The 19,986-nt window shown below is 58.1% G+C and carries 14 protein-coding genes and 2 pseudogenes; 12 read left to right on the forward strand and 4 right to left on the reverse strand.

The window, feature by feature from the left end:
* Position 1 precedes the first annotated feature (1 nt).
* Positions 2 to 805 carry a nucleotidyl transferase AbiEii/AbiGii toxin family protein gene (locus C464_RS16270; protein ID WP_006114878.1) on the forward strand — a complete coding sequence of 268 codons (804 nt, stop codon included), beginning with the start codon at positions 2 to 4 and terminating at the stop codon, positions 803 to 805.
* A gap of 173 nt (positions 806 to 978) precedes the next feature.
* Positions 979 to 1,998, forward strand: coding sequence for a Cdc6/Cdc18 family protein (locus tag C464_RS16275; protein ID WP_204366003.1), 1,020 nt, complete (start codon positions 979 to 981; stop codon positions 1,996 to 1,998).
* A gap of 54 nt (positions 1,999 to 2,052) precedes the next feature.
* On the opposite strand, the pseudogene C464_RS17900 reads toward C464_RS16275, so the two are convergent.
* Both C464_RS17900 and C464_RS16280 read right to left on the reverse strand, forming a co-directional pair.
* Positions 2,053 to 2,489 (reverse strand): annotated as a pseudogene (locus C464_RS17900) (DNA polymerase domain-containing protein); the annotation flags it as partial.
* Positions 2,490 to 2,492: 3 nt separating this feature from the next.
* Positions 2,493 to 3,293 carry an alpha/beta fold hydrolase gene (locus tag C464_RS16280; protein WP_006114880.1) on the reverse strand — a complete coding sequence of 267 codons (801 nt, stop codon included), beginning with the start codon at positions 3,291 to 3,293 and terminating at the stop codon, positions 2,493 to 2,495.
* A gap of 239 nt (positions 3,294 to 3,532) precedes the next feature.
* Between C464_RS16280 and C464_RS19015 the strand changes: the two genes are divergently transcribed.
* Positions 3,533 to 3,679, forward strand: a complete 147-nt coding sequence (locus C464_RS19015) for a hypothetical protein (protein ID WP_161781689.1) — start codon at positions 3,533 to 3,535, stop codon at positions 3,677 to 3,679.
* Between the two features lie 179 nt (positions 3,680 to 3,858).
* On the opposite strand, the gene C464_RS16285 is transcribed toward C464_RS19015, so the two are convergent.
* Positions 3,859 to 5,094, reverse strand: coding sequence for a glycosyltransferase family 2 protein (locus C464_RS16285; protein WP_049911327.1), 1,236 nt, complete (start codon positions 5,092 to 5,094; stop codon positions 3,859 to 3,861).
* A 481-nt stretch (positions 5,095 to 5,575) separates the two neighbouring features.
* Here C464_RS16285 and C464_RS19735 point away from each other — a divergent pair.
* The 6 genes and pseudogenes from C464_RS19735 to C464_RS16315 form a co-directional block, all read left to right on the forward strand.
* Positions 5,576 to 5,992, forward strand: a pseudogene (locus tag C464_RS19735) (CRISPR-associated endoribonuclease Cas6); the annotation flags it as partial.
* A 23-nt stretch (positions 5,993 to 6,015) separates the two neighbouring features.
* The gene (cas6, locus tag C464_RS16295; RefSeq protein WP_006114883.1) at positions 6,016 to 6,777 is read left to right on the forward strand and encodes a CRISPR-associated endoribonuclease Cas6; all 762 of its coding nucleotides are present in this window, start codon (positions 6,016 to 6,018) and stop codon (positions 6,775 to 6,777) included.
* Complete coding sequence (locus tag C464_RS16300) at positions 6,770 to 8,953, forward strand: TM1802 family CRISPR-associated protein (RefSeq protein ID WP_006114884.1); 2,184 nt, start codon at positions 6,770 to 6,772, stop codon at positions 8,951 to 8,953. The genes cas6 and C464_RS16300 overlap by 8 nt, the downstream gene beginning before the upstream one ends.
* A gap of 31 nt (positions 8,954 to 8,984) precedes the next feature.
* The gene (gene cas7b / locus C464_RS16305) at positions 8,985 to 10,019 is read left to right on the forward strand and encodes a type I-B CRISPR-associated protein Cas7/Csh2 (protein ID WP_006114885.1); all 1,035 of its coding nucleotides are present in this window, start codon (positions 8,985 to 8,987) and stop codon (positions 10,017 to 10,019) included.
* A gap of 24 nt (positions 10,020 to 10,043) precedes the next feature.
* Positions 10,044 to 10,898 carry a type I-B CRISPR-associated protein Cas5b gene (gene cas5b / locus C464_RS16310; protein WP_006114886.1) on the forward strand — a complete coding sequence of 285 codons (855 nt, stop codon included), beginning with the start codon at positions 10,044 to 10,046 and terminating at the stop codon, positions 10,896 to 10,898.
* 10 nt (positions 10,899 to 10,908) lie between these two features.
* Positions 10,909 to 13,497 carry a DEAD/DEAH box helicase gene (locus tag C464_RS16315; protein WP_006114887.1) on the forward strand — a complete coding sequence of 863 codons (2,589 nt, stop codon included), beginning with the start codon at positions 10,909 to 10,911 and terminating at the stop codon, positions 13,495 to 13,497.
* 2,591 nt (positions 13,498 to 16,088) lie between these two features.
* Here the strand turns inward: C464_RS16315 and C464_RS20090 are convergent.
* Positions 16,089 to 16,394 carry a hypothetical protein gene (locus C464_RS20090; protein WP_006114889.1) on the reverse strand — a complete coding sequence of 102 codons (306 nt, stop codon included), beginning with the start codon at positions 16,392 to 16,394 and terminating at the stop codon, positions 16,089 to 16,091.
* Between the two features lie 1,061 nt (positions 16,395 to 17,455).
* Here C464_RS20090 and C464_RS16325 point away from each other — a divergent pair.
* The 3 genes from C464_RS16325 to C464_RS16340 all read left to right on the forward strand — a co-directional run bounded on the left by C464_RS16325 (position 17,456) and on the right by C464_RS16340 (position 19,922).
* A complete protein-coding gene (locus tag C464_RS16325) occupies positions 17,456 to 17,977 on the forward strand; it encodes a hypothetical protein (RefSeq protein WP_049911328.1) in 522 nt (173 codons plus the stop codon).
* Positions 17,974 to 18,432 (forward strand): hypothetical protein, encoded by a 459-nt coding sequence (locus tag C464_RS16330; protein ID WP_049911329.1) that lies wholly within the window; start codon positions 17,974 to 17,976, stop codon positions 18,430 to 18,432. Before C464_RS16325 ends, C464_RS16330 begins: the two co-directional genes overlap by 4 nt.
* A 1,178-nt stretch (positions 18,433 to 19,610) precedes the next feature.
* On the forward strand, positions 19,611 to 19,922 hold the full coding sequence (locus C464_RS16340) for a hypothetical protein (protein WP_006114894.1): 312 nt from the start codon (positions 19,611 to 19,613) through the stop codon (positions 19,920 to 19,922).
* The last annotated feature ends 64 nt before the right edge of the window (positions 19,923 to 19,986 follow it).

Here is a 19,986-nt window from a genome sequence, read left to right on the forward strand (position 1 = left end):
GATGATCAGTCAGGACCGGCTCCGAATCCTCGCTCGCGAACTGGGCGTTCGGCAAGGGTACGCCGAAAAGACCTACGTCAATTCGTGGCTCCTCTGGGGGATCTTCACGAGCGACTACGGCGACAACCTCCTGTTCAAAGGCGGGACTGCGCTGTCCAAACTGTATTTCCCGCAGTCGTGGCGATTCTCGGAGGACCTCGATTTTGGTGTTGAAGGAGAGTACCAGGGGTCAACACAAGAACTCCGAACGGTCCTCGATACGATTGCCGACCGCTCTGGTATCGAGTTCGAGGTTCGAGAGCACCACGAATCCCAGCAGGACCACTACCCGACCCATTACGTCGACATCAGCATTCAGTACCGGGCCGTCCTCAACCATCCCAACACGACCAGCATCGACGTGATGATCGACGAGCACGTCGCTTTCGACCCCGTTCAGCATACTCACGTGTACGAAGACGTGCCCGAGTTCGACCTCCAAGCGTACAGCGTTGAGGAGATCTTCGCCGAAAAGCTCCGGGCGATCTACCAGCGCGGGGCCGCCCGTGACTACTACGACCTCTATCAGCTCCTCGAAACTGATTCAGTCACGATCGATTTTGCCGACGTGGGACCCGCCTTCGACGCGAAGTGCAAACATGATGGGCTCACCGTTGATCTGAACGACGGACTCCCCGCCGAGCAAGAAGAGACGATCCGCTACCAGTGGGAGACTACGCTGCCGGACCTGACCGGTGATCCGCCGGCGTTCGAGAGGGTCTGGAACCGATTGGACACGGCAATCTCTCAACAAGGATCGTCGTAGGCAACAGCCGGTATCGGTGTCGATGGGCGATGGGTGTCGCATCCGGTGCTCTGGGATTAACCAACAATTTGGGATGGCCGGCTGGTGCGTTGGCCACATAACGAACCCCGCGCTGCGCCAAGTAGAATATCGAGCGGCTCGACGCAGATCAGAAAGATCTGGACGATGTGTAAGTGTCTTTCGTTGAGCTAAACTGTAAGTCACTCAATTCGAGTTACCAGGTGGCCGCGAATCTTATTAACAAGTTCCGAGAACCGGAAGACCAGATCAAACCGACCGGGTATCCATCTGGTATGATTTTCACGATGCTGTTCGAGGAGCTGGAGAAGCTTGATGCCACACACTGTCTAGTGGTGCTCGACGAAATAGACGCCATCGGGAATGATGACGATATTCTGTATAAGCTTCCGCGAGCGAACGACAACGGGAATGTTGCGAACACGGCTGTGGGGGTTATCGGAATCTCGAACGATTTCACGTTCCGCGACAATCTCTCTGCGCGTGTGAAGGACTCGTTGTGTGATGAGGAGATTCATTTCCCGCCGTATGATGCTAATAAGCTCGGGAATATTTTGAAGCAGCGAGCCTCGGAGGCGTTCCACGATACGACTGTTCAGGAGCGTGAAGATGGCGAATTTGAGCTGTCGTCCGGTATTTTGGAGGATGATGTGATCCCATTGTGTGCGGCGTTCGCTGCGCAGGACTCGGGGAGTGCTCGGCAGGCGTTGAAATTGTTATATAAAGCGGGAGATATGGCTCGCGATGAGGGGAGTGAACGCATTTCTGAAGGGCACGTGCGGAATGCCGATGAGGTGGTGGAGCGAGATAAGGTTCGAGAGGAACTGTCGCGCTTGCCGACGCAGTCCAAGCTGACGTTGTACGGTCTGTTGTTGTTGGAGGAGGGTGTGTTGCCGGCGAAACGCAACCGTATCTATGAGCGGTATGTGTTGGCAGCGAAGCGTATTGATGCGGAAGTGCGGACAGACAGAACGATTCACGACCGGCTGAGTCAGTTAACGCTGAAGGGGTTTCTTGATGTTCGCGAGCAGAACAAGGGGCCGAAAGGAGGGAGTTATTACGAGTATGAGTTTTCGATTCGTGCGGATCTCGTGGGTGATGTGTTACAGGAGGATGGGCGAATACAGGAACTTTTCGAAGGGACGGACGGATCGATGACGTTAGACTCATTTTAGGATATAGCACGCGAGTCGATCGGAGGACCTGCCACCGCTCGTTTCGTGTCAATAAATCTCGCGAGCGAACGCGTTGATTGCCTCGTGGCACTCGATGCGACCGAACTTCGCGTTACTGAACCTTGATAGCCGAAACAGGCGACGAGGATCCACTTCAGCGCTCCCGACCGCCCCTCGAGCTCCGCCAGTCGGTCCTCATCGGGGTCGTCCCATTCATTCTCGCGACGGATGGTCGCCTTGATTTCATTGTGGACGTCGACAATCGGTTGTAGCACGTTGTCGAGGTAGCCTTGGTCGTCGCAGATTGAGTATCCGAGACTAGGGATGTCGTCGCGGTCGCTGTGGCAGTCACACCGAATGTTGTCTGGTGGGACGTATCGAGTACAGATAATGTTCGGATACAACGAGGAGAAGTCGAGTTTGTGGACATTCTCGTCGACGCCGACCTCGGGTGCAAAAATGAAGCCGCCGCGGTCGGCATTGTGGAGCGTGTTTTATTCGCAGCGGGCAGCGATGAACGACGAAAGGACCTGGTTGAATCGCTCAGGCTCCTCTAAGAAGGGGCAATGACCACTATTGGTGAAGCGCTCAAGCTCGGCGTCAACCGTATTGTCGGAAATATACTCGACACCACCATTCTCTAACATCGTTTCGTCTTCACCAAGACACACGAGGGTGGGAACATCCACGTCAGGAACTACCTCTCGATAGTCACGTACTGATTGATCGAAGAGAATTGCGCTCGTAATCGGCGGTGGGACCCGTGTGATCTCATCGAAGAGCGTCTGTTCGACTGAATCCGGCTCATCCACGAGCATCTCCTCGATGAAGGACCACGCCAACTCGTGGGGATTGGTTTGTGCGAGTTCCATGAGTCCATGAAGTTCGTCAAATCCGAACACCCCGTGTTCGTAGCCCTCTTGTTTAAGATCAAGTGGCTGTTGTTCGACACTCACGAAGCCGCGGAATCGGTCTGTCCCGAACTGCCGCACGTATTCCCACGCCACAAGCGATCCCATCGACCACCCGACAAGGACAACGTCAGAAAGGTCCTGTGTGTCAAGGAACGCCTCCAAGTCACGGGCATACTGTGGGAGTGTATGTCCGGTTTCGGTTTTCTCGGAACGACCGTGTCCTCTGAAATCGAGGGTGATCACCTGATACTCATCGCTGAGCGACTGCTGTTCGTTGAAAAACCGACTACTCATTAACACGCCGTGGAGGAAGACAACCGGCACTCCGTCTCCATTTGACTTGTAGTACAACTCAGCCCCGTTGACCGATTCCGTTGGCATACTGGCAGATATGTATGATCGCTGTTAGTTGTTGTGGCGGCACAGTGCTCAGAGATGAGTATTATACCACGCGAGTGTTTTCACCCAGAACAAGGCCGCCAGTCAGTAAATCTAGGAGTAGCCGTTTTTAGCGGGACTGACGCCACGTCGAAGCAAAAACACTACTCGTTGACGTCGACTTCCTCAATATCGGTGAGGAAGGTCATGTACTCCCACGGGCTTTCCTCGTTCCAGCGACCGTGTTCAACGTTCTCTCTCCAGAGGTACTCCGCAAGGTCGGGGTCGTGTCGGAGTTGGAGGACTTGCCCTCTCGCGACGAACGCGCCATCGTGGTAGACGAGCGCGATGTTGTTGCGTTCGACGTTCCGGCATGTCCCGTCTACTGAGGCCCCCAGACGTGGACGAGATTGTCGTCAGATGTCGTCCGAAACGGTTTGAGATTTTTCTCTATTGAAATCATTAGAAACTGATAAGATCTGCGTGCGAGATACAGATTCTCCTTCTCCTCTGAGCGCTGTTATTGCTAGAAAACCTTCAGACTGTAGGTGGGATAGATACGTCCCGATCAACCATCGTCAGTAAAGATCCCTTCTTCGAATTCATTATCAGACTCGCGGAGAAGTCGGTCAGTCCCCTCGTGCTCAGCGAGTGCCCCCTCATCAAGGTCGTTAGCTTGCTCGATAACGTCAGCAGTGACCTTTTCGGTTACTTCGAAGTTCTCGACTGGGCTAACGACACCCCAGAGTGCCCCGACTGAGTGGAGGATAACTGCCAACGGTGTGAGAATTAAGAATATTGGCCACAGAATCGGATGCTTCCGATAGGCAACCGCGCCAAACAGCATATACACGAACAAGATCCCCAAAAGAGCTGTAGAGAGCAGCGAATACAGACCTATCCCGGGAGCGGTCCCGGGCAACAGGTACGATGAGATAGCCAACAACGGCACAAACGGTGAGAACGCCCACGCAATGACTCGAGTGAAATATAGTGGCCGGTATAGTGGTGGAAGTAAGTAATCATCACCGACTGTGCCGGACATCCACCGCCGCCGTTGTTTGATCATCGATTTTAGCGATGGTGGAGCTTGATTCCGAAACCGAGCATCGATTAACTGGTAGGTCAGATCACGGTTTTTTGCCGCCCGCCAGATCAGATTCGTGTCTTCGGTGATCGTGGCTACATTCCATCCGACTTCTTGTTCAATCTCACGGCGGATTGCGAAGCCTCCACCCCACGCGTATAGAGGATACGATAGGCGATGAAATCCGAGCTGTTCAAACTGATACCCCGTACGAAACACTTCACAGAGATACGTGAGTCGTGAACCGGTGTATATCGGCTTCTCTGTGAACTGAATGAAATCAGCATCCGGAAGGCCCGTGAGCCCCGTAACGAGCGTATCTTCGTCTAGATAGAGGAGATATTCCTTATCAGCATCGACGTTTCTTCGTGCCCATTCGACGGCCCGACCTTTGTTAGTCGCGTTACAATCAAAATCATCGGGAACAACATGGACTTGAGCACCGTCGATATTGATGTCTGCTTCGGCGATAACACGCACGTCTGCGATACCGTCGGGGAGTGCGTTGACGGTCTGTTGGACGACAGGCTCAGCATCAATCGTCAGTACGCGAACTTGGATATCATCAAGCCCCCAAACTTCCTCACTGTTTTGCCCCCATCCACGTGAAAGGACAGTCACCTCAACGACCCACCACAGCGACGAGAGACCGTAGACGAGCAGTGCTGTCCACAAGAATATGGCTAACAGCCCCTGTAGCGATACTATGTCGGTCACATTACGTGATTACGGCAGAATCTATTAAGGACATGGTAATCACTTCGTTACTATTCGGTAATGGATTACTACTAGGGTAGGCTTGTTCATCCAGCCAGTCTATAAACGATTTGTGCGACATGTTCAGCACCTCTCAAAGAATATGTCACTGAGTGAATGTTTCAATAGAGCTAGATATTTGTTATTGAAATAGGACTCAATATCCTCAATTGGGTGNCACCTCTCAAAGAATATGTCACTGAGTGAATGTTTCAATAGAGCTAGATATTTGTTATTGAAATAGGACTCAATATCCTCAATTGGGTGACCATCTCGGATGGACTGTGTTATATCAGCACCCCTGCCCCGACGCAGTCTTGTGTTCAATAAGGCCAAAAGTAGTTCTAGTTTCGCTCGGTATGTGGTTGTTTTTAATACCCCCTGTTTGTATGACATTTTGTATGATTCCCCGCTATAGAGGTGAGTCATTCGGGTGCGTGTAATGGCACATCTGTCCGCACGCGCAGACGCCGCTTACCAGAATGACTACCATCATAAACTGCGTGGCCGGCTCTGGGACGCGCTTGGCGGCACCGACTACGACGAGCGACACGACGGTGGCGAGCCGCCGGGGTTCGCTTACTCGAACCCGTTCCCCTACGATCTGAAAGAAGGCAACGACCGCAAGCTATTGGTCGCCTCGCCGGAGGAGGAGCTACTGGCCAATGTTGCCACCGATCTGCTCGAAGAACGGGAATTGAACGTCAGCGAGATGCGGTTCCACGCCGACGACGTGACCTCGCTCGAACCCGATGTCGGCGAGCCCGGCACGCGCGGAACGATTGAAACCAATACTAGCCTCTTCGTTCGGATTCCGCCGTGGCGACGTGAGGAGTACGGCATCGACTATCCCAGCGGCGCTGTCGTGGAGGAAGTGGTGCGATGAGAGTGCTAATCGACTTAGAGGCAGAGATGGACGCGTCCTACGACCCGGAGTACCACGGCCGGCTCCGGGCACGAATCTGGGATGCTCTCCGTGACACCCCGTACGATGAACACGGCGCTGAGACGCCGGGATTCTCATTCTCGAACCCGTTTCCGTGGGGTGATCTGGAAGAGGGCGACGAGCGTCACTTGCTCGTCGCCGCCCCCCGCGAAGACCAGCTGGCACACATCGTCGCCGACCTACTTGAGGACCCCGAGGTACACGCAGGATCGATGCCGTTCCAAGTGACGGACACCCGGCCACTCGATCCCGATGTTGGCCCGCCTGGCACCGAGGGCGTCCTAGAAACTGCGACCGGCGTGTACGCCGTCACGCCGCCGCAGTACCTTGACGACCCCGACAAGCACGACGACGAGACGTTCTGGCGACCGGAACATGGAATGGAACCGTTCTTTGACCACGTGGAGACGCAGCTCCAGCGGAACCACGACCGGTTCATGCCGGACAGTGACCCGGGGCCAGCAGAGGTTGACACACCGCTGTTCGAGTCGTACGAGATGATCAAGAAGCTCTGGCTCGACGTCCAGATTTCGGGGGACACGGAGTGGACGGTGCTGGTGTCGAAATGGCGGTTCCCGTACCGCGTGCGCGACGACCACCACCGCCGGCATCTTAATCTCGCCTTGGACGTCGGCATCGGCCGGCGGACACCGCTCGGCTTCGGCTTCCTAAATAGGCAACAAGAGAATAATGAATGAAATCGCTCTCAACGCCGGCGAGGATGTAGACGACATCGAGGAGGCACTCCTCGATCGTCCGATGGCCTCGCTATACGATGTCGCGTACCTGTACGGGAAGCTCCACGCGCTGAATACGGCGAAGCAGTACGACGTGCCTATCGACGACCAGTATGTTGAGCGAATGACCCACGAGTCTCGTACCGGGTACTACAAGCAGGAGATCGGCCTGTTCAGCGTCCTCGTCGATCTCACTGGTGATAGTCCGATCTTCGGCCAGGCCGGCGAGTTGGACAGGCGGCCGGACGACGATGTGTCCCCGTTTGTCGCCGAATCGCTTGACCGCGAGAAGATGCTCCGAATCGGATTCAGTCGTCAGGGCAGTCGAGCAGCCGGTCACAACATGTCCTTGGCACACGACGTGTCGAAGTCGTCCGAGGATTGTGTGAAGTACGTCAGACAGCTGTTCGACCGCTGGGCGGCGTCCGACTCCGTCGCCGATGTAGCCGAAGACCACGACGACGGATGGATTCTTGATGCCCTCAGAGAAGTTGGAGAGGACGATGACCTAATGGACACTATCGAGGACGATGTCGTAGACGCCATCCGAGAGACCTTCGGAGACGAGTTCAACGGCGTCCTCTCTGTGTGTCTGAAGCTCCCCGGCACGGACGGCTACGTCTACCCAGGCGAGGTGGAGGTGCTGAATGAGGCGATGCTCTACAGGTGGGTCGAAAAGCGGATGCGCTCATATTCGGCGGCCGACGACGCGTCCGGCGACGGTCGGGGCCTCATCACCGGGAATACCGACGAGGTGTTCGGGTTGAGTGACTCCCCGCTACAGCGGTACAAGGGGAAGATGGCCGAGAAGTTCCCGAACCTCGTGGTGGACGAGAGTTGGAAACAGCGCCCGCTTACCGCCGAGGCGGCGTTCGCCGTGACATCGGGCGCGCCGTTGCTGGAGAACTTCGTCCAAATTCTTGGCGATGACACGGCGGCGTATTACGTTCCGTACGTCTCGGAGCCGACGGTCGAACAGGCAGTCGCGCTGTACGAACTGGCGATGGGGGCCGCCGACAACAGCGGGGCGGCCGTCGGCGTCATCGAAGACGCTGCCACCGATCCTGTCAATCCGCTGTACGACGACTTCCAAATTCACTATGTGGCGGCCTACACACCGGGGAACAAGCGCAAATTCATTGAGGAGGAACCGTGCGTCGACCCGCATCGGGTTCGCGCCATCCAACGGGCACACACCGACGTGCTGACGGACGGCCTCGTCGCACCGGACGGCAACAGTCCGCCTCTCTTCCCCTCGCCGCCGTACGGCCGGCTGACCGACGACGGAGCCGACGAACAGGGCAGTAAGTACCTGCGGACGAATGCGCCGGTCGTCACGGGTGTCCTCACTGGCGGGTACTTCCAGAGCACTTTCCGCCACCAGAGTACGGACGAGGACAGAGACGACCACGGCACGACCGACCTCCGCGCGGAGGTGACGAGTACCACCCTCGCGTCCGACGGCCAGATCGATACGGACTGGCTCCTCGCACAGTACGTCCCCCGCCTGATCAGCGAGCAGCGCGGCGCGTTCGAGGACGGCAACGAACTGCCGGAGTCGCTGCTCACCCGCCAGTACGTCCAGATGCAGGCACTCGCCCGGGCAGGCGTCCTCGGCGATGTGTCCTCGAACGACCCGCGAACTATCCCAGCAAGCACTGAAACTATGAGCGATGCGACCAACTTCAGCGACAGAGACGACCGACTCGAACAGTTTATCGACAATCACCCCGCCCTCGCCAAGGACGAGGAGCGCCGCGCGGCGTTCCTCCTTGGCGCTCTGGTCGGCCGCGTGGCCGCCTACCAGAATCGCAACGGCATCTCCCGCACCGTCATCCGCCAGCATCCCATCGATGCGATGACGCGGCGCAGGATCTCTACCACGCTTGGTAAGCTGCTGGAGAAGAACGCGCACTACTCGGACGACGACGAGAATGCGGGGATGCTGATGAACGACCGCTACATCACGCGACTGAACGACATTCTGAATCGACAGACTCCGGAGGAGTGGTCGCTCTCAACCGACGACCTCCGGATGCACTACGGCCTCGGCCTCACCTACGGGAAGAACGACACCATGCTCGACGACGGGGACGAGGATGAGACGGCAGCAGTCGAGGCACAGACTGACGACTGAACCCTCTGATCAACCAGACACACCACCATCGATGACAGAGAATACCGACGATACGGTCCAGAACCGCTCCGAAATCGCCTTCGTGATTGACGCCAAGGACACCAACCCCAACGGCGACCCACTCACCGCGGACAACGAACCGCGCATCGACTCCGTCACCGGGCAGTGCGTCGTCACCGACGTCCGGCTCAAGCGGTACCTCCGCGACCAGCTCGTGGAGGATGGCCACGTCGTGTTGATCGCCAACCCCAACGACGACGTACTGACCCGCGAAGAGATGTACGACGCCGTCGAGGAGAAGATGGGTGTCAGCACCGAAGACGCGGAACCTGAGGAACTCCTTGAGGCGTTCGTCGAGACCGCTGCCGACGTGCGGTACTTTGGGGCCACCATCTCGCTCGACACGGAGCTGGCCGACGACCTCCCTGACCAGTTTGAGGGGCCGGTACAGTTCAACCACGGCCGCAGCTACCACGAGGTCGCCCGCAACACCGAGTCCAAGCAACTCGCCACCGTCATCGCCAACCCGGACGACGACGAGGAAGGCGGAAAGAAGGATCAGGGCACGTTCGCCACGGACAACCGCATCAGCTACGGCGTCATCGGGTTTGGCGGCCGCATCAACGACAACGCCGCTGCGGATACCCGCCTCAGCGAAACCGACGTGGAGCGACTCGACACGCTCTGCTGGCGGGCGCTGAAGAACCAGACTGTCACCCGCTCGAAGGCCGGTCAGCAGCCCCGTCTCTACGTCCGCGTTGAGTACAAGCGGGACGGCTTCGAGATCGGACGGCTCAACGACCGCATCGGTGTGGCCAGCGACCTGCCCGAAGACGAGATCCGGGGCACGGACGACTTTCACCTCGATGTCTCGGAACTAGTGACCGCACTCGCCGACAACGAGGCTCGGATCGACACTGTCCACGTCACCGCCGACAGCGCCGTGGACTTCGCGCTCCCCGACGGTGAGACGGGTGACCGCGAGACGTTCTATGCCGCCCTCAGGGACGCCCTCGGCGCCGACTCGGTCGACGCCTACGACGTGTACAAAAGGTACGCGAACTGACACTTTTGCCTCACCTCTCCACAGATGACGCAACAAGACCTCACCGACTACGCGTCCGATAGCGACGACTCGTCGACCGCCCAGTACATCCCCGACACCTGTATCGGGTTCGACGTGACCGCCGACTTTGCCCACTTCCGGAAGGTGGGCAACAACAGCGCCAAACCCAGTTATCGTGTCCCGCCGCGGACGACTGTCGCCGGCCTACTCGCGGGAATCATGGGAATGTCGCGAGACAGCTACTACGATCTGTTCTCTCCATCGTCGTCTGCGGTCGCCGTCGTCCCGAAACAGTTGCCCCACACATACACGATGGGGATCACGACGGTCAACACGAACGAAGCCGCCATCCAGTACCTCCCGCTCGAAAAGGACTGGTGGGATGGTGCGGAAATGCTGACGCCCGAGTCGTATCTCGAACACTGGGACAAACCCGGGAGACAGGATTTGATGGAAACGCCTCGCCAACGCGACACCTACGAGATGCTGGTCGACCCAGTGTACCGCGTCTACGTATCACTCGCCGACGAAGATGTCCATGACGATCTGCGGGAACGCCTCGAAAACTCGCGGTACCACTACTCGCCTGTACTCGGCCTATCCGAGTGTATCGCGGACATCCGAAACGTGGACACCCACACGGTCGAATCCGCTACCACTAACGCTGTCGACTCCGCCGCGTACGACGACTCCGCGGTCGTTCCCAGTCCCGGCGTCACGGTCAAGCGCGAGCGGGCACCGCTCTACATGGAAGCGACCGACGGCGGCCGGAAGACGACCGCCTTCGGCAACATCACGTACGCGACTGGCGACGACCGTCTCCCAGTGGACGCTTCGCGGGCGCACGCGGCCGGCGACCACGAAGTCATCCTCTACTGACACGCGAACCATGGCCTTCGAGCAGTACATCTCACACCCGGCCAAGACCGACGATGGCGAGTCGACCCTCCTCATCGGCAAAGGGGGCCGGTTCGATGATGATGGGCACCTCCGGACGGTGGCAGACCGAATGGTGGAGGCCTGTCTCGGACAGACGCTGGCCGACGGGACGCCGGCGGAACCGGTTGCGGAAGTGATCGGTCTCACTCACGACATCGCCAAGCTGACTCGCTGGACGCAGAAGTACCTCCGCGGAGAGCCCTTCCAGCACTCGGACGAGTACCGGTATCACGCCTTTCCGGGCGCACTCGTCACACTCTACTGCCTGCTGGAGTGCTGCGACGATGTCGGCGATCACGCGGCCGAGGTAGCCACGCTCGTCGTCGCGGGCCACCACGACACGCAGTCGCCACCGGGGCCGTCCAAACTGGCGGAAAACTACGGGCGTACCACCGTCGGAGTCCGAGAGACGTACGAGCGCGTTGACGACCAGTTCGGGGAGATCGACGACGAGGTGCCAGATCGGGCCGACCGTATCATCCGAGCGGCGACCGATGGTGCGGGGTCGTGGGATGACTTCCGCCAGTGGCACGACAACCGCGCGGAACCAATCGATGGCGCCCACGACCATCTGATATACTTCGCCCGAATGGGAAAGAGCGACGCCAGAGTTGGCTACTACGGGGACGTAGTCCGACTCTGGACGGCACTCAAACTGGCCGACCAAACCGCGGCGAGCGGGCTCGAAGACGACGACATCGGTGGGACTCTCCCCGACCGAGAAGCCCTTGACCAGCACGTCGACGGCCTCGACGAGGGAGAGGGCATACTGGCGGATCTCAATAGCCTTCGCGACCGGGCCCGAAAAGACGCGACGGAGAATGTCGAGGCCCTCGTCGAGTCCGATGATGTGGGCCTGATCACACTCCCGACTGGATTCGGTAAGACGTACGCTGGACTCTCCGCGGGCCTCCGAGCAGCCGACCTCAGCGACAGTCGGTTGGTGTACGTCCTCCCGTACACCAGCATCCTTGACCAGACCGCGAGCGAAATCAAGTCTGTCTTTGGCGTCAGTCCTTATAGCAAGTCTTTCACCCTCCATCACCACCTCTCGAATACCTACACCGGACTCGGCGACAACTACACAGACGCCGACATCGGCCGCTCGCCGGGCGCCCTACATGCGGAGTCGTGGCTCAGCGGCCTCACTCTCACCACTACCGTCCAGCTCTTCGAGTCGCTCGCCGCCCCGACCGCACGACAGGCGACCCGGGTCCCATCTCTCCGCGAGTCCGTCGTCGTGATCGACGAGCCACAGGCCATCCCCGAGAACTGGTGGCAGATCGTCCCCGCGCTCATCGAGTTCCTCGCCAACACCTATGACGCCACCGTGATCCTGATGACAGCAACACAGCCCGGCCTCGTTGAGTACGGCTCGGATGAACTGACCACGCGAGAACTCACCGACGACACCGACCAGTACACGGACTTCCTCGCCGATCACCCTAGAGTCACCTACCGACTACACGACACCATCCGAACCGATCGGGGCGACGAGTACGCGACGCTCGATTATCCCACTGCTGGCGGTCGAATATCCGATGCGGCAGGAGACGAACGGCACGTCCTCGCCGTCTGTAACACGCGGTCGAGTGCTGAAGAACTCTACCGATACGTCACCCCAATGGGGGGTGCGGAAGAGAACGAACCGGTCGAACTCGGTCGCCTCCTCCACGACTATGTGGACGAGTCCGGCGAGTTGCCGAGTCCCGTTGAACTCCGCAAACTCGCACTTGGCACGGTGGCCAATCAGGACGCCGACACCGTCTACGCGTTCCTCTCGGGCGATGTGCGCCCCGACGACCGCCAGCTGCTCATCGACGCCCTCTACGACGATGATGCGGGTGACGGAGACGATCCCATCCCCCTCCTCGACGGTGATAATTCGGTCGTACTCGTCTCCACGAGTGTCGTTGAGGCTGGCGTCGACGTGAGCTTTGACACCGTATTCCGCGACTACGCGCCCATCCCAAATATCGTCCAGTCCGGTGGGCGGTGTAACCGCTCGTTCGGCGGGGAGACTGGTGACGTAGTTGTCTGGCGGCTCGCCGAACCCGAGGATGGAAACGCCGTTCCCTCACTGGTGATTCACGGCGGCGACGCCGGCGACGCACTCCCACTCCTCCGAGAGACGGGACGAGTCTTGCGACGACACGCAGAGGACGGTTGTATCGATGAGTCGACGATGGTTTCCGACACAGTCGCCGAGTTCTACGGATCGCTGTTCGGCGGGGTTCTGGAGCCTGGCGACGAGCGACTCGCAGACGCAGTCTCCTCGGCGTCAATGTCCGATTTGGAGGGAGAACACATGATCGAAGAGATTGAGGACTACGACGATGTGGTCGCCTGCTTCACCGACGAGGAACGGGCCGACCTGCTCGGCGGAGATCTGGAGGCAGGCGGCATCGTGAGGCATCCAGGGGCACAGGTCAACACCGACCCGGCCGCGTGGACCGAAGAGGTCACGATCGGGAATTCACGATACCTGCTGGTTGATGCCCTCGATACGTCCTACCACCCCGTGTTCGGCGTTCGATGAGCAGACTGTTTAACATCAACACCAATAACGTCTGAACACGATTTTGATTCCCGCTTCTATTGATAGTTGGCTGATATCGCTTGAGATACCGTGGATTATGTCGACCCCCCGGGGTATGAGAGGGTATTGCGGGTCGACCGAGTCGTATCCCTCAGATCCACAGATATAAAGCTAGTAACCGGCAATATCGGGATGGTTTCAGATGGACCCTTGTGGGGTCGAAGCTTGATGCGGTGTTCGGCATACTCGTCGCTGGTGTCGTTTCAGATGGACCCTTGTGGGGTCGAAGCGGCTCGTGATCGCGGAACTCAAAGACGCCCGTGCGGGTTTCAGATGGACCCTTGTGGGGTCGAAGCAGCAAATGGTCTACGTGATCGCCGGAGCCGTCGCGTTTCAGATGGACCCTTGTGGGGTCNAGATGGACCCTTGTGGGGTCGAAGCAGCAAATGGTCTACGTGATCGCCGGAGCCGTCGCGTTTCAGATGGACCCTTGTGGGGTCGAAGCGAACTCGTGGAGAATCGCGACCGTGTTCTCGTCGGTGTTTCAGATGGACCCTTGTGGGGTCGAAGCCGCCTTCGACGTGCCGGTTTCGATCATGTCGGCGTCGTTTCAGATGGACCCTTGTGGGGNATGGACCCTTGTGGGGTCGAAGCCGCCTTCGACGTGCCGGTTTCGATCATGTCGGCGTCGTTTCAGATGGACCCTTGTGGGGTCGAAGCGCATGGTCGTCTCGATACGACCGCCGGGTCTGGGGGCGTTTCAGATGGACCCTTGTGGGGTCGAAGCGGCTTGACGCCGTCGTTCGCGAGCGGGACGTCCGGCGGTTTCAGATGGACCCTTGTGGGGTCGAAGCCAACAAGAACCGCGGCCGCACAACGTCCGTCTCCGGGTTTCAGATGGACCCTTGTGGGGTCGAAGCGGTGGAGAGTCGCACTGGTGACGCCAATGATAGCCGAGTTTCAGATGGACCCTTGTGGGGTNACCCTTGTGGGGTCGAAGCGGTGGAGAGTCGCACTGGTGACGCCAATGATAGCCGAGTTTCAGATGGACCCTTGTGGGGTCGAAGCGGTCACGGCGAGCTGCCCGAACCCGAACGAGAACAGGTTTCAGATGGACCCTTGTGGGGTCGAAGCCATTGTCGATACATCTTACCCACCCAGTCTGATGAAAGTTTCAGATGGACCCTTGTGGGGTCGAAGCCGAGATCTGCTCCAAAGCGTCCGGAAGGAGCGCGTGTTTCAGATGGACCCTTGTGGGGTCGAAGCGCGTAGTTGCGACCGAGCTGGATCCGCGTGTACGGTTTCAGATGGACCCTTGTGGGGTCGAAGCCATGTCGTGGAACCGATACACCGGCGTCTGCCACGTTTCAGATGGACCCTTGTGGGGTCGAAGCTTCAAGAGCGCAGATCTCTGGGGGCTGTCGTACGTCGTTTCAGATGGACCCTTGTGGGGTCGAAGCGACCGCTCGCAGGATTGGGAACTAGACCCCTAGTCGTTTCAGATGGACCCTTGTGGGGTCGAAGCGTGGACATGGATTACGCTCTCCTTAGTGTCGATGAGCGTTTCAGATGGACCCTTGTGGGGTCGAAGCCCCGGAAGGAGTGCGAGGGCGAGCATCGCGGCGGTAGGTTTCAGATGGACCCTTGTGGGGTCGAAGCACGACGTCGGCGAATATCTCGGCAGGGGAGTCCTGTTTCAGATGGACCCTTGTGGGGTCGAAGCTCTTGGACACGTTGGCTTGTGGTCCAATGGTCGGGTTTCAGATGGACCCTTGTGGGGTCGAAGCGCGGGGGGTCATAGCCCCACCTCGCTCGGCTCGTTTCAGATGGACCCTTGTGGGGTTGAAGCATCGTGCGTGGGTACAAGCCAGGCGACGACGAGGTTTCAGATGGACCCTTGTGGGGTCGAAGCTATTACTTCGCGAAGCGCGAGCAAGCGTATATCGTCAGTTTCAGATGGACCCTTGTGGGGTCGAAGCTGAATCCCGCCCGTCTCGTCGCGGAGGGTCCGAAGGGTTTCAGATGGACCCTTGTGGGGTCGAAGCCGCAAAATGGAGAGTGGCCTGATGATCGACGAGTAGTTTCAGATGGACCCTTGTGGGGTCGAAGCTTCCTCGGTATCGACGCCGACGGTGACGGGACCAAGTTTCAGATGAACCCTCGTGGGGTTGAATTGGGACTACACCGGCCGGGACATCAACCTATGAGCTCAGTTTCAGACGAACCCTGGTGGGGTTGAAAATTCTGTTTAACCAACAGTTGGTGGCTATTGGGTCGTGTGTTGGTTAACTCTCGAAGCTGTCGCTCAGGCGTATTGGAGTGAGGGGTGGAGTCCAGGCCACCCCTCGGTTGTTATGTCCTAACGAGCGTCAGCTACTGAGCCGGCTCGTTTGAACGCCGTCGGTTCGACGGCAGGTGACAATTACCGATAATGTAGTATAACCTTTGGGTAGTAAACTACGATACAGTCGTAGTCGAAAATACGCGAGGGCGATAACTTCTCGATTTTTGCCGGTTATTCTGAGGGTCACCGAGTTTCAGACGAACCCTCATGGGGTTGAAGCCGTCTGTTAGGTTCGGCGTACTGGATGCTAAACGTAGTGGTATTCGCTTTTCCGCATAAACCCCCCAGTTGTATAATCGCTTGAGGTGTCCTCGAAAACATGAGCGAATCCGGACCCGAATCCGCGGGAATCTATGCTCGCGTCTCGACAGCCGATCAAGACGGTGGCCGGCAACTGGAGGAGGCCCGCGAACACCTCGACCGGCTTGGCGTCGGGGACGTCGAAGAGTACCCTGAGGTCGTTTCTGGAGCCGCTGGTACCGACACCCGTGAGATCTACAGCTAGCTCCTCAACGACATCGCAAGCGGCGCGTTCGACCTGATTGTCGTCCATGAGATCAGCCGTCTCTCCTGGTTGGGACCGACAGAGATTCACGAGTTTATCCAGCACTGCTTGGAGAACAATACCGGCGTCGAGGCCCTCGATGTCGGGCTGGAAATACGCGTCGACGACGGCGAGCTCCAGCAGACGATCTACAGCATGGTGGCGCGGNATACCGGCGTCGAGGCCCTCGATGTCGGGCTGGAAATACGCGTCGACGACGGCGAGCTCCAGCAGACGATCTACAGCATGGTGGCGCGGTTGATGGGAGACCTCGCCCAGATAGAACACCAGCAGAAGCTCCAGCGCATCCGCTCCGGTGTCCGCGCCGCTCAGGACGCGGGGAAATGGACTGGCCGCCCGCCTGCCGGGTTCGAGGTNCAGCAGAAGCTCCAGCGCATCCGCTCCGGTGTCCGCGCCGCTCAGGACGCGGGGAAATGGACTGGCCGCCCGCCTGCCGGGTTCGAGGTTGAGGACGGCTACCTCCGCGTCAACCCGGCGGAATACCTCCACATCCGCGAGGCCGTCGCCCGCGTCAATCGTGGTGAACCGTACGCCGATGTCGCCGAATCGACGGGCGTCGCAGAGTCGACGCTCCGGAGTCTGGAGGCCGATCGTAAAGACCTCTACCTCGCCGGTGAGGCCGAGGACGGTCGCCTCGACGCTGCCTTGGAAGGGGTCCGCCCTGTCGAGGACCTCCGCTCTCAAGAAACCGATCTCGACCGGCTCCGACAGCGCGTCGAGCAGCTGGAGGAGACGGTCGGGACGGATGAGGAGTAGACGATTTTACTCTCGGGACGCCTCGCGCTATTATCCGAAACGCGCACGCGTGAGGCGTCTCAAATTTCTGAAGCGGTTCCCGGCGCAGTTGTCCATAGACGAGGCACAGCTGATGCTAACACCCCAGACCTCCGCGCGCGCAGGTCTGATCAGTATCGGAGCCTCGGAGTGTACAACCAGACGGGGCAAATTGGTAGCGGCCTCTGATGTTTGGCCGTCAGGATCAGGAATTAACAGCGGGGCATCGTGCTCTGATGCCAGATATAATGGATCTGGCAACAGACTATGCTTCTATGGACTTCACAGACTATCCCAGCCCTGAGTTGACCGAAACTCCCTCGGGGGAGATTGAGTGGGAATCCTCGTTGGATGAACTGTTAGGTGATCTCGTGGGGGCCTTTGCTGATGTTCTGCTCCCAGCGATGATTCAGGCAGAACTTGATGAGCAACAAAAACTCATCGAGTCTAGAGACTACTGCTCCACTATTATCCGGCAAGCAGCCTTCGTCGAATCACTACTTCAATGGGCAATAATCGAGGAAATAGAGTCGTATCGGGAGGCAGATCTCTCCAATTCGGAACAAAATGTAATCGAACAGATGGGGAACGAGCCGAAAGTCTACATGGCAAATGCCCTTGGGCTCCTAACTGACAGCGAATATGAGGCCTACACGAAGCTGATGGGGACGCGGAACGATGTCGCCCACAATTGGTGGATGACGTTTTCGGATGAAGAGCAGGAACACTTTGAGCACGTTGCAGAACGGGTTTATCAGACATTAGAGGCTGTTCAGGAAGACATTGACTTTTCATGAATGCTTGGAACATGACACTGGCGTCGAGGCTCGACGTTAGCCCGAAGATTCACCTTGACGACGCGGAACTCCAGCAAACGATATACAGCATGGTCGCTCGATTGATCGGCGGCTTAGCCCAGATAGAACACCAGCAAAAACTTCAGCTGATACGGTCTGGCGTCCGAGCTACACAGTCCGCCGGAAAGTGGACCGCGAGGCAGTCGCCGGCGTCGACCGCGGGGGATTTCGCGACGATCGCCAACGACACCGGCATCGCTGAGTCGATGCTCCGGAGCCTCCATCAAGATCGGCGTGACCTCTACCTCGGCGGCGAGGCCGAGGACAAGCGCATCGATGACGCACTCACCGATGTCCACCCGCTGGAGGATGCGCGGGCCGAGGATCCCGAATTTGAAGAGCTACGCGAACGCGTTGAGCGGTTAGAGGAGACCACGGACTTCAACAACCGCTAGCGCTTCCACCCCTTAATTTCCGACACACGAGCGAGTGTAGACCTGCTTGACAGCAGACTCAACGGTTTATCGTCCTATCATACTGAGATACCTACCTCTCTACCTGCCCACTTCTCTTCTACTTCATTTACTGACTTCTCGTTGTCAACCACGTCGGCTAAGTCGCGGAGATACTCTACGATGTCATCGTTATCTACGTCCCAACGCTGGTCCGAAATAGACTTGAGACTGGTCGCTAACTGTCGGGCTTCATCAGCCGTNTACTCTACGATGTCATCGTTATCTACGTCCCAACGCTGGTCCGAAATAGACTTGAGACTGGTCGCTAACTGTCGGGCTTCATCAGCCGTGTAAGCTGCGTCTTGGTCCCCAATGTCAACGATGACGGCAAGTTCGTTGTCGGTTATCTTCAGATTCAACGACGACACCTCACCATCGATGATCTCGCTCGATACAACGTCTTGAAGATCNATGACGGCAAGTTCGTTGTCGGTTATCTTCAGATTCAACGACGACACCTCACCATCGATGATCTCGCTCGATACAACGTCTTGAAGATCCGACTCATACATTATGTAGTCTGTCCTGTCGGTCCCATTTGAAACCGTGTGTATCGTCATGAAGCGGCCGCATCGAGCGGATGCGAAAGAAGAGGAGATAGAGAGTTAGTTATTCAGACTCGTTGTTGTCATTATCCGTTAGGCCTGTTGGAATACCCAACTCGTCGTATCCCTCCTCACCATCTTTGTCGCTGATTCGAGAGTTCCTTCGTTTCAGTTTATGACGGGTCGCACCACCAGTATGCCCATTCCGTCACTCTGAACAGATGTTCGCGGGTGATCGGGGCGCGAGCAGTTCTTCCCTCACCGTTCTCAGTTATACCGATCACCACCCTCCAGCGCTTCCCCAATCACCACGAACTGGTTCCGCGACGCAGCCACCTGTAGCCACGCCCGCCTGTACGAACCCGTCGACGCGCTCCTGCTCGTCCGCGACGGTTGGCTCCGAACCGTCCTCATCAACGACGGTCGCCTCGACACGACCGGTATCGTGATGTGCGACGCTTGCGACGACCTCGTAGACCCGATCACAGACACGCGCTGCCCAACCTGTAAAGAACCGCAACCCGCGGTCCAAACCTGCGGCCAAATCACCGTCATCCGCGGAGGTGATCGGTGATGAGCAACCCACCATTCCTCCACATCGACGAGCTCGACGGCACGAACGGATTCATCAAGACGAAAGCGTTCGTCAACTACACCATCGATCTCAGCAGCCACACCCCGCACCAGAAAGTCATGCTCGGCAACAGCGACCGCGGTGACGTCGAACGCCCCTGCGTCGTGTTCAACGACGACATCACCCTCGACGAAGGGTGCGGGTACGTCTTCGGCGGCTTCGACAACAAGTGGGACGACGGCGAAGAGATCCAGCTGAAGCTCTCAGAAGGCGCGTGGATCCGGAAGATCCACGACCCAGACGACCAGTAGCACACCGCTCACCACTCTCAACCCGGAACATATCGAACGTGTACCAGAAGACGGAGATTCTGAG

The sequence above is a fragment of the Halorubrum coriense DSM 10284 genome (genome assembly GCF_000337035.1).
GTDB lineage: Archaea > Halobacteriota > Halobacteria > Halobacteriales > Haloferacaceae > Halorubrum > Halorubrum coriense.

Bases quoted from the DNA above. Each gene is read 5' to 3' on its own strand.
- C464_RS16270 (WP_006114878.1), top strand. From the start codon at position 2: ATGATCAGTCAGGACCGGCTCCGAATCCTCGCTCGCGAACTGGGCGTT.
- C464_RS16280 (WP_006114880.1), bottom strand. From the start codon at position 3,293: ATGCCAACGGAATCGGTCAACGGGGCTGAGTTGTACTACAAGTCAAAT.
- cas6 (WP_006114883.1), top strand. From the start codon at position 6,016: ATGAGAGTGCTAATCGACTTAGAGGCAGAGATGGACGCGTCCTACGAC.
- C464_RS16300 (WP_006114884.1), top strand. From the start codon at position 6,770: ATGAATGAAATCGCTCTCAACGCCGGCGAGGATGTAGACGACATCGAG.
- cas7b (WP_006114885.1), top strand. From the start codon at position 8,985: ATGACAGAGAATACCGACGATACGGTCCAGAACCGCTCCGAAATCGCC.
- cas5b (WP_006114886.1), top strand. From the start codon at position 10,044: ATGACGCAACAAGACCTCACCGACTACGCGTCCGATAGCGACGACTCG.
- C464_RS16315 (WP_006114887.1), top strand. From the start codon at position 10,909: ATGGCCTTCGAGCAGTACATCTCACACCCGGCCAAGACCGACGATGGC.
- C464_RS20090 (WP_006114889.1), bottom strand. From the start codon at position 16,394: ATGGACGACAATCAGGTCGAACGCGCCGCTTGCGATGTCGTTGAGGAG.
- C464_RS16325 (WP_049911328.1), top strand. From the start codon at position 17,456: ATGGACTTCACAGACTATCCCAGCCCTGAGTTGACCGAAACTCCCTCG.
- C464_RS16330 (WP_049911329.1), top strand. From the start codon at position 17,974: ATGAATGCTTGGAACATGACACTGGCGTCGAGGCTCGACGTTAGCCCG.
- C464_RS16340 (WP_006114894.1), top strand. From the start codon at position 19,611: ATGAGCAACCCACCATTCCTCCACATCGACGAGCTCGACGGCACGAAC.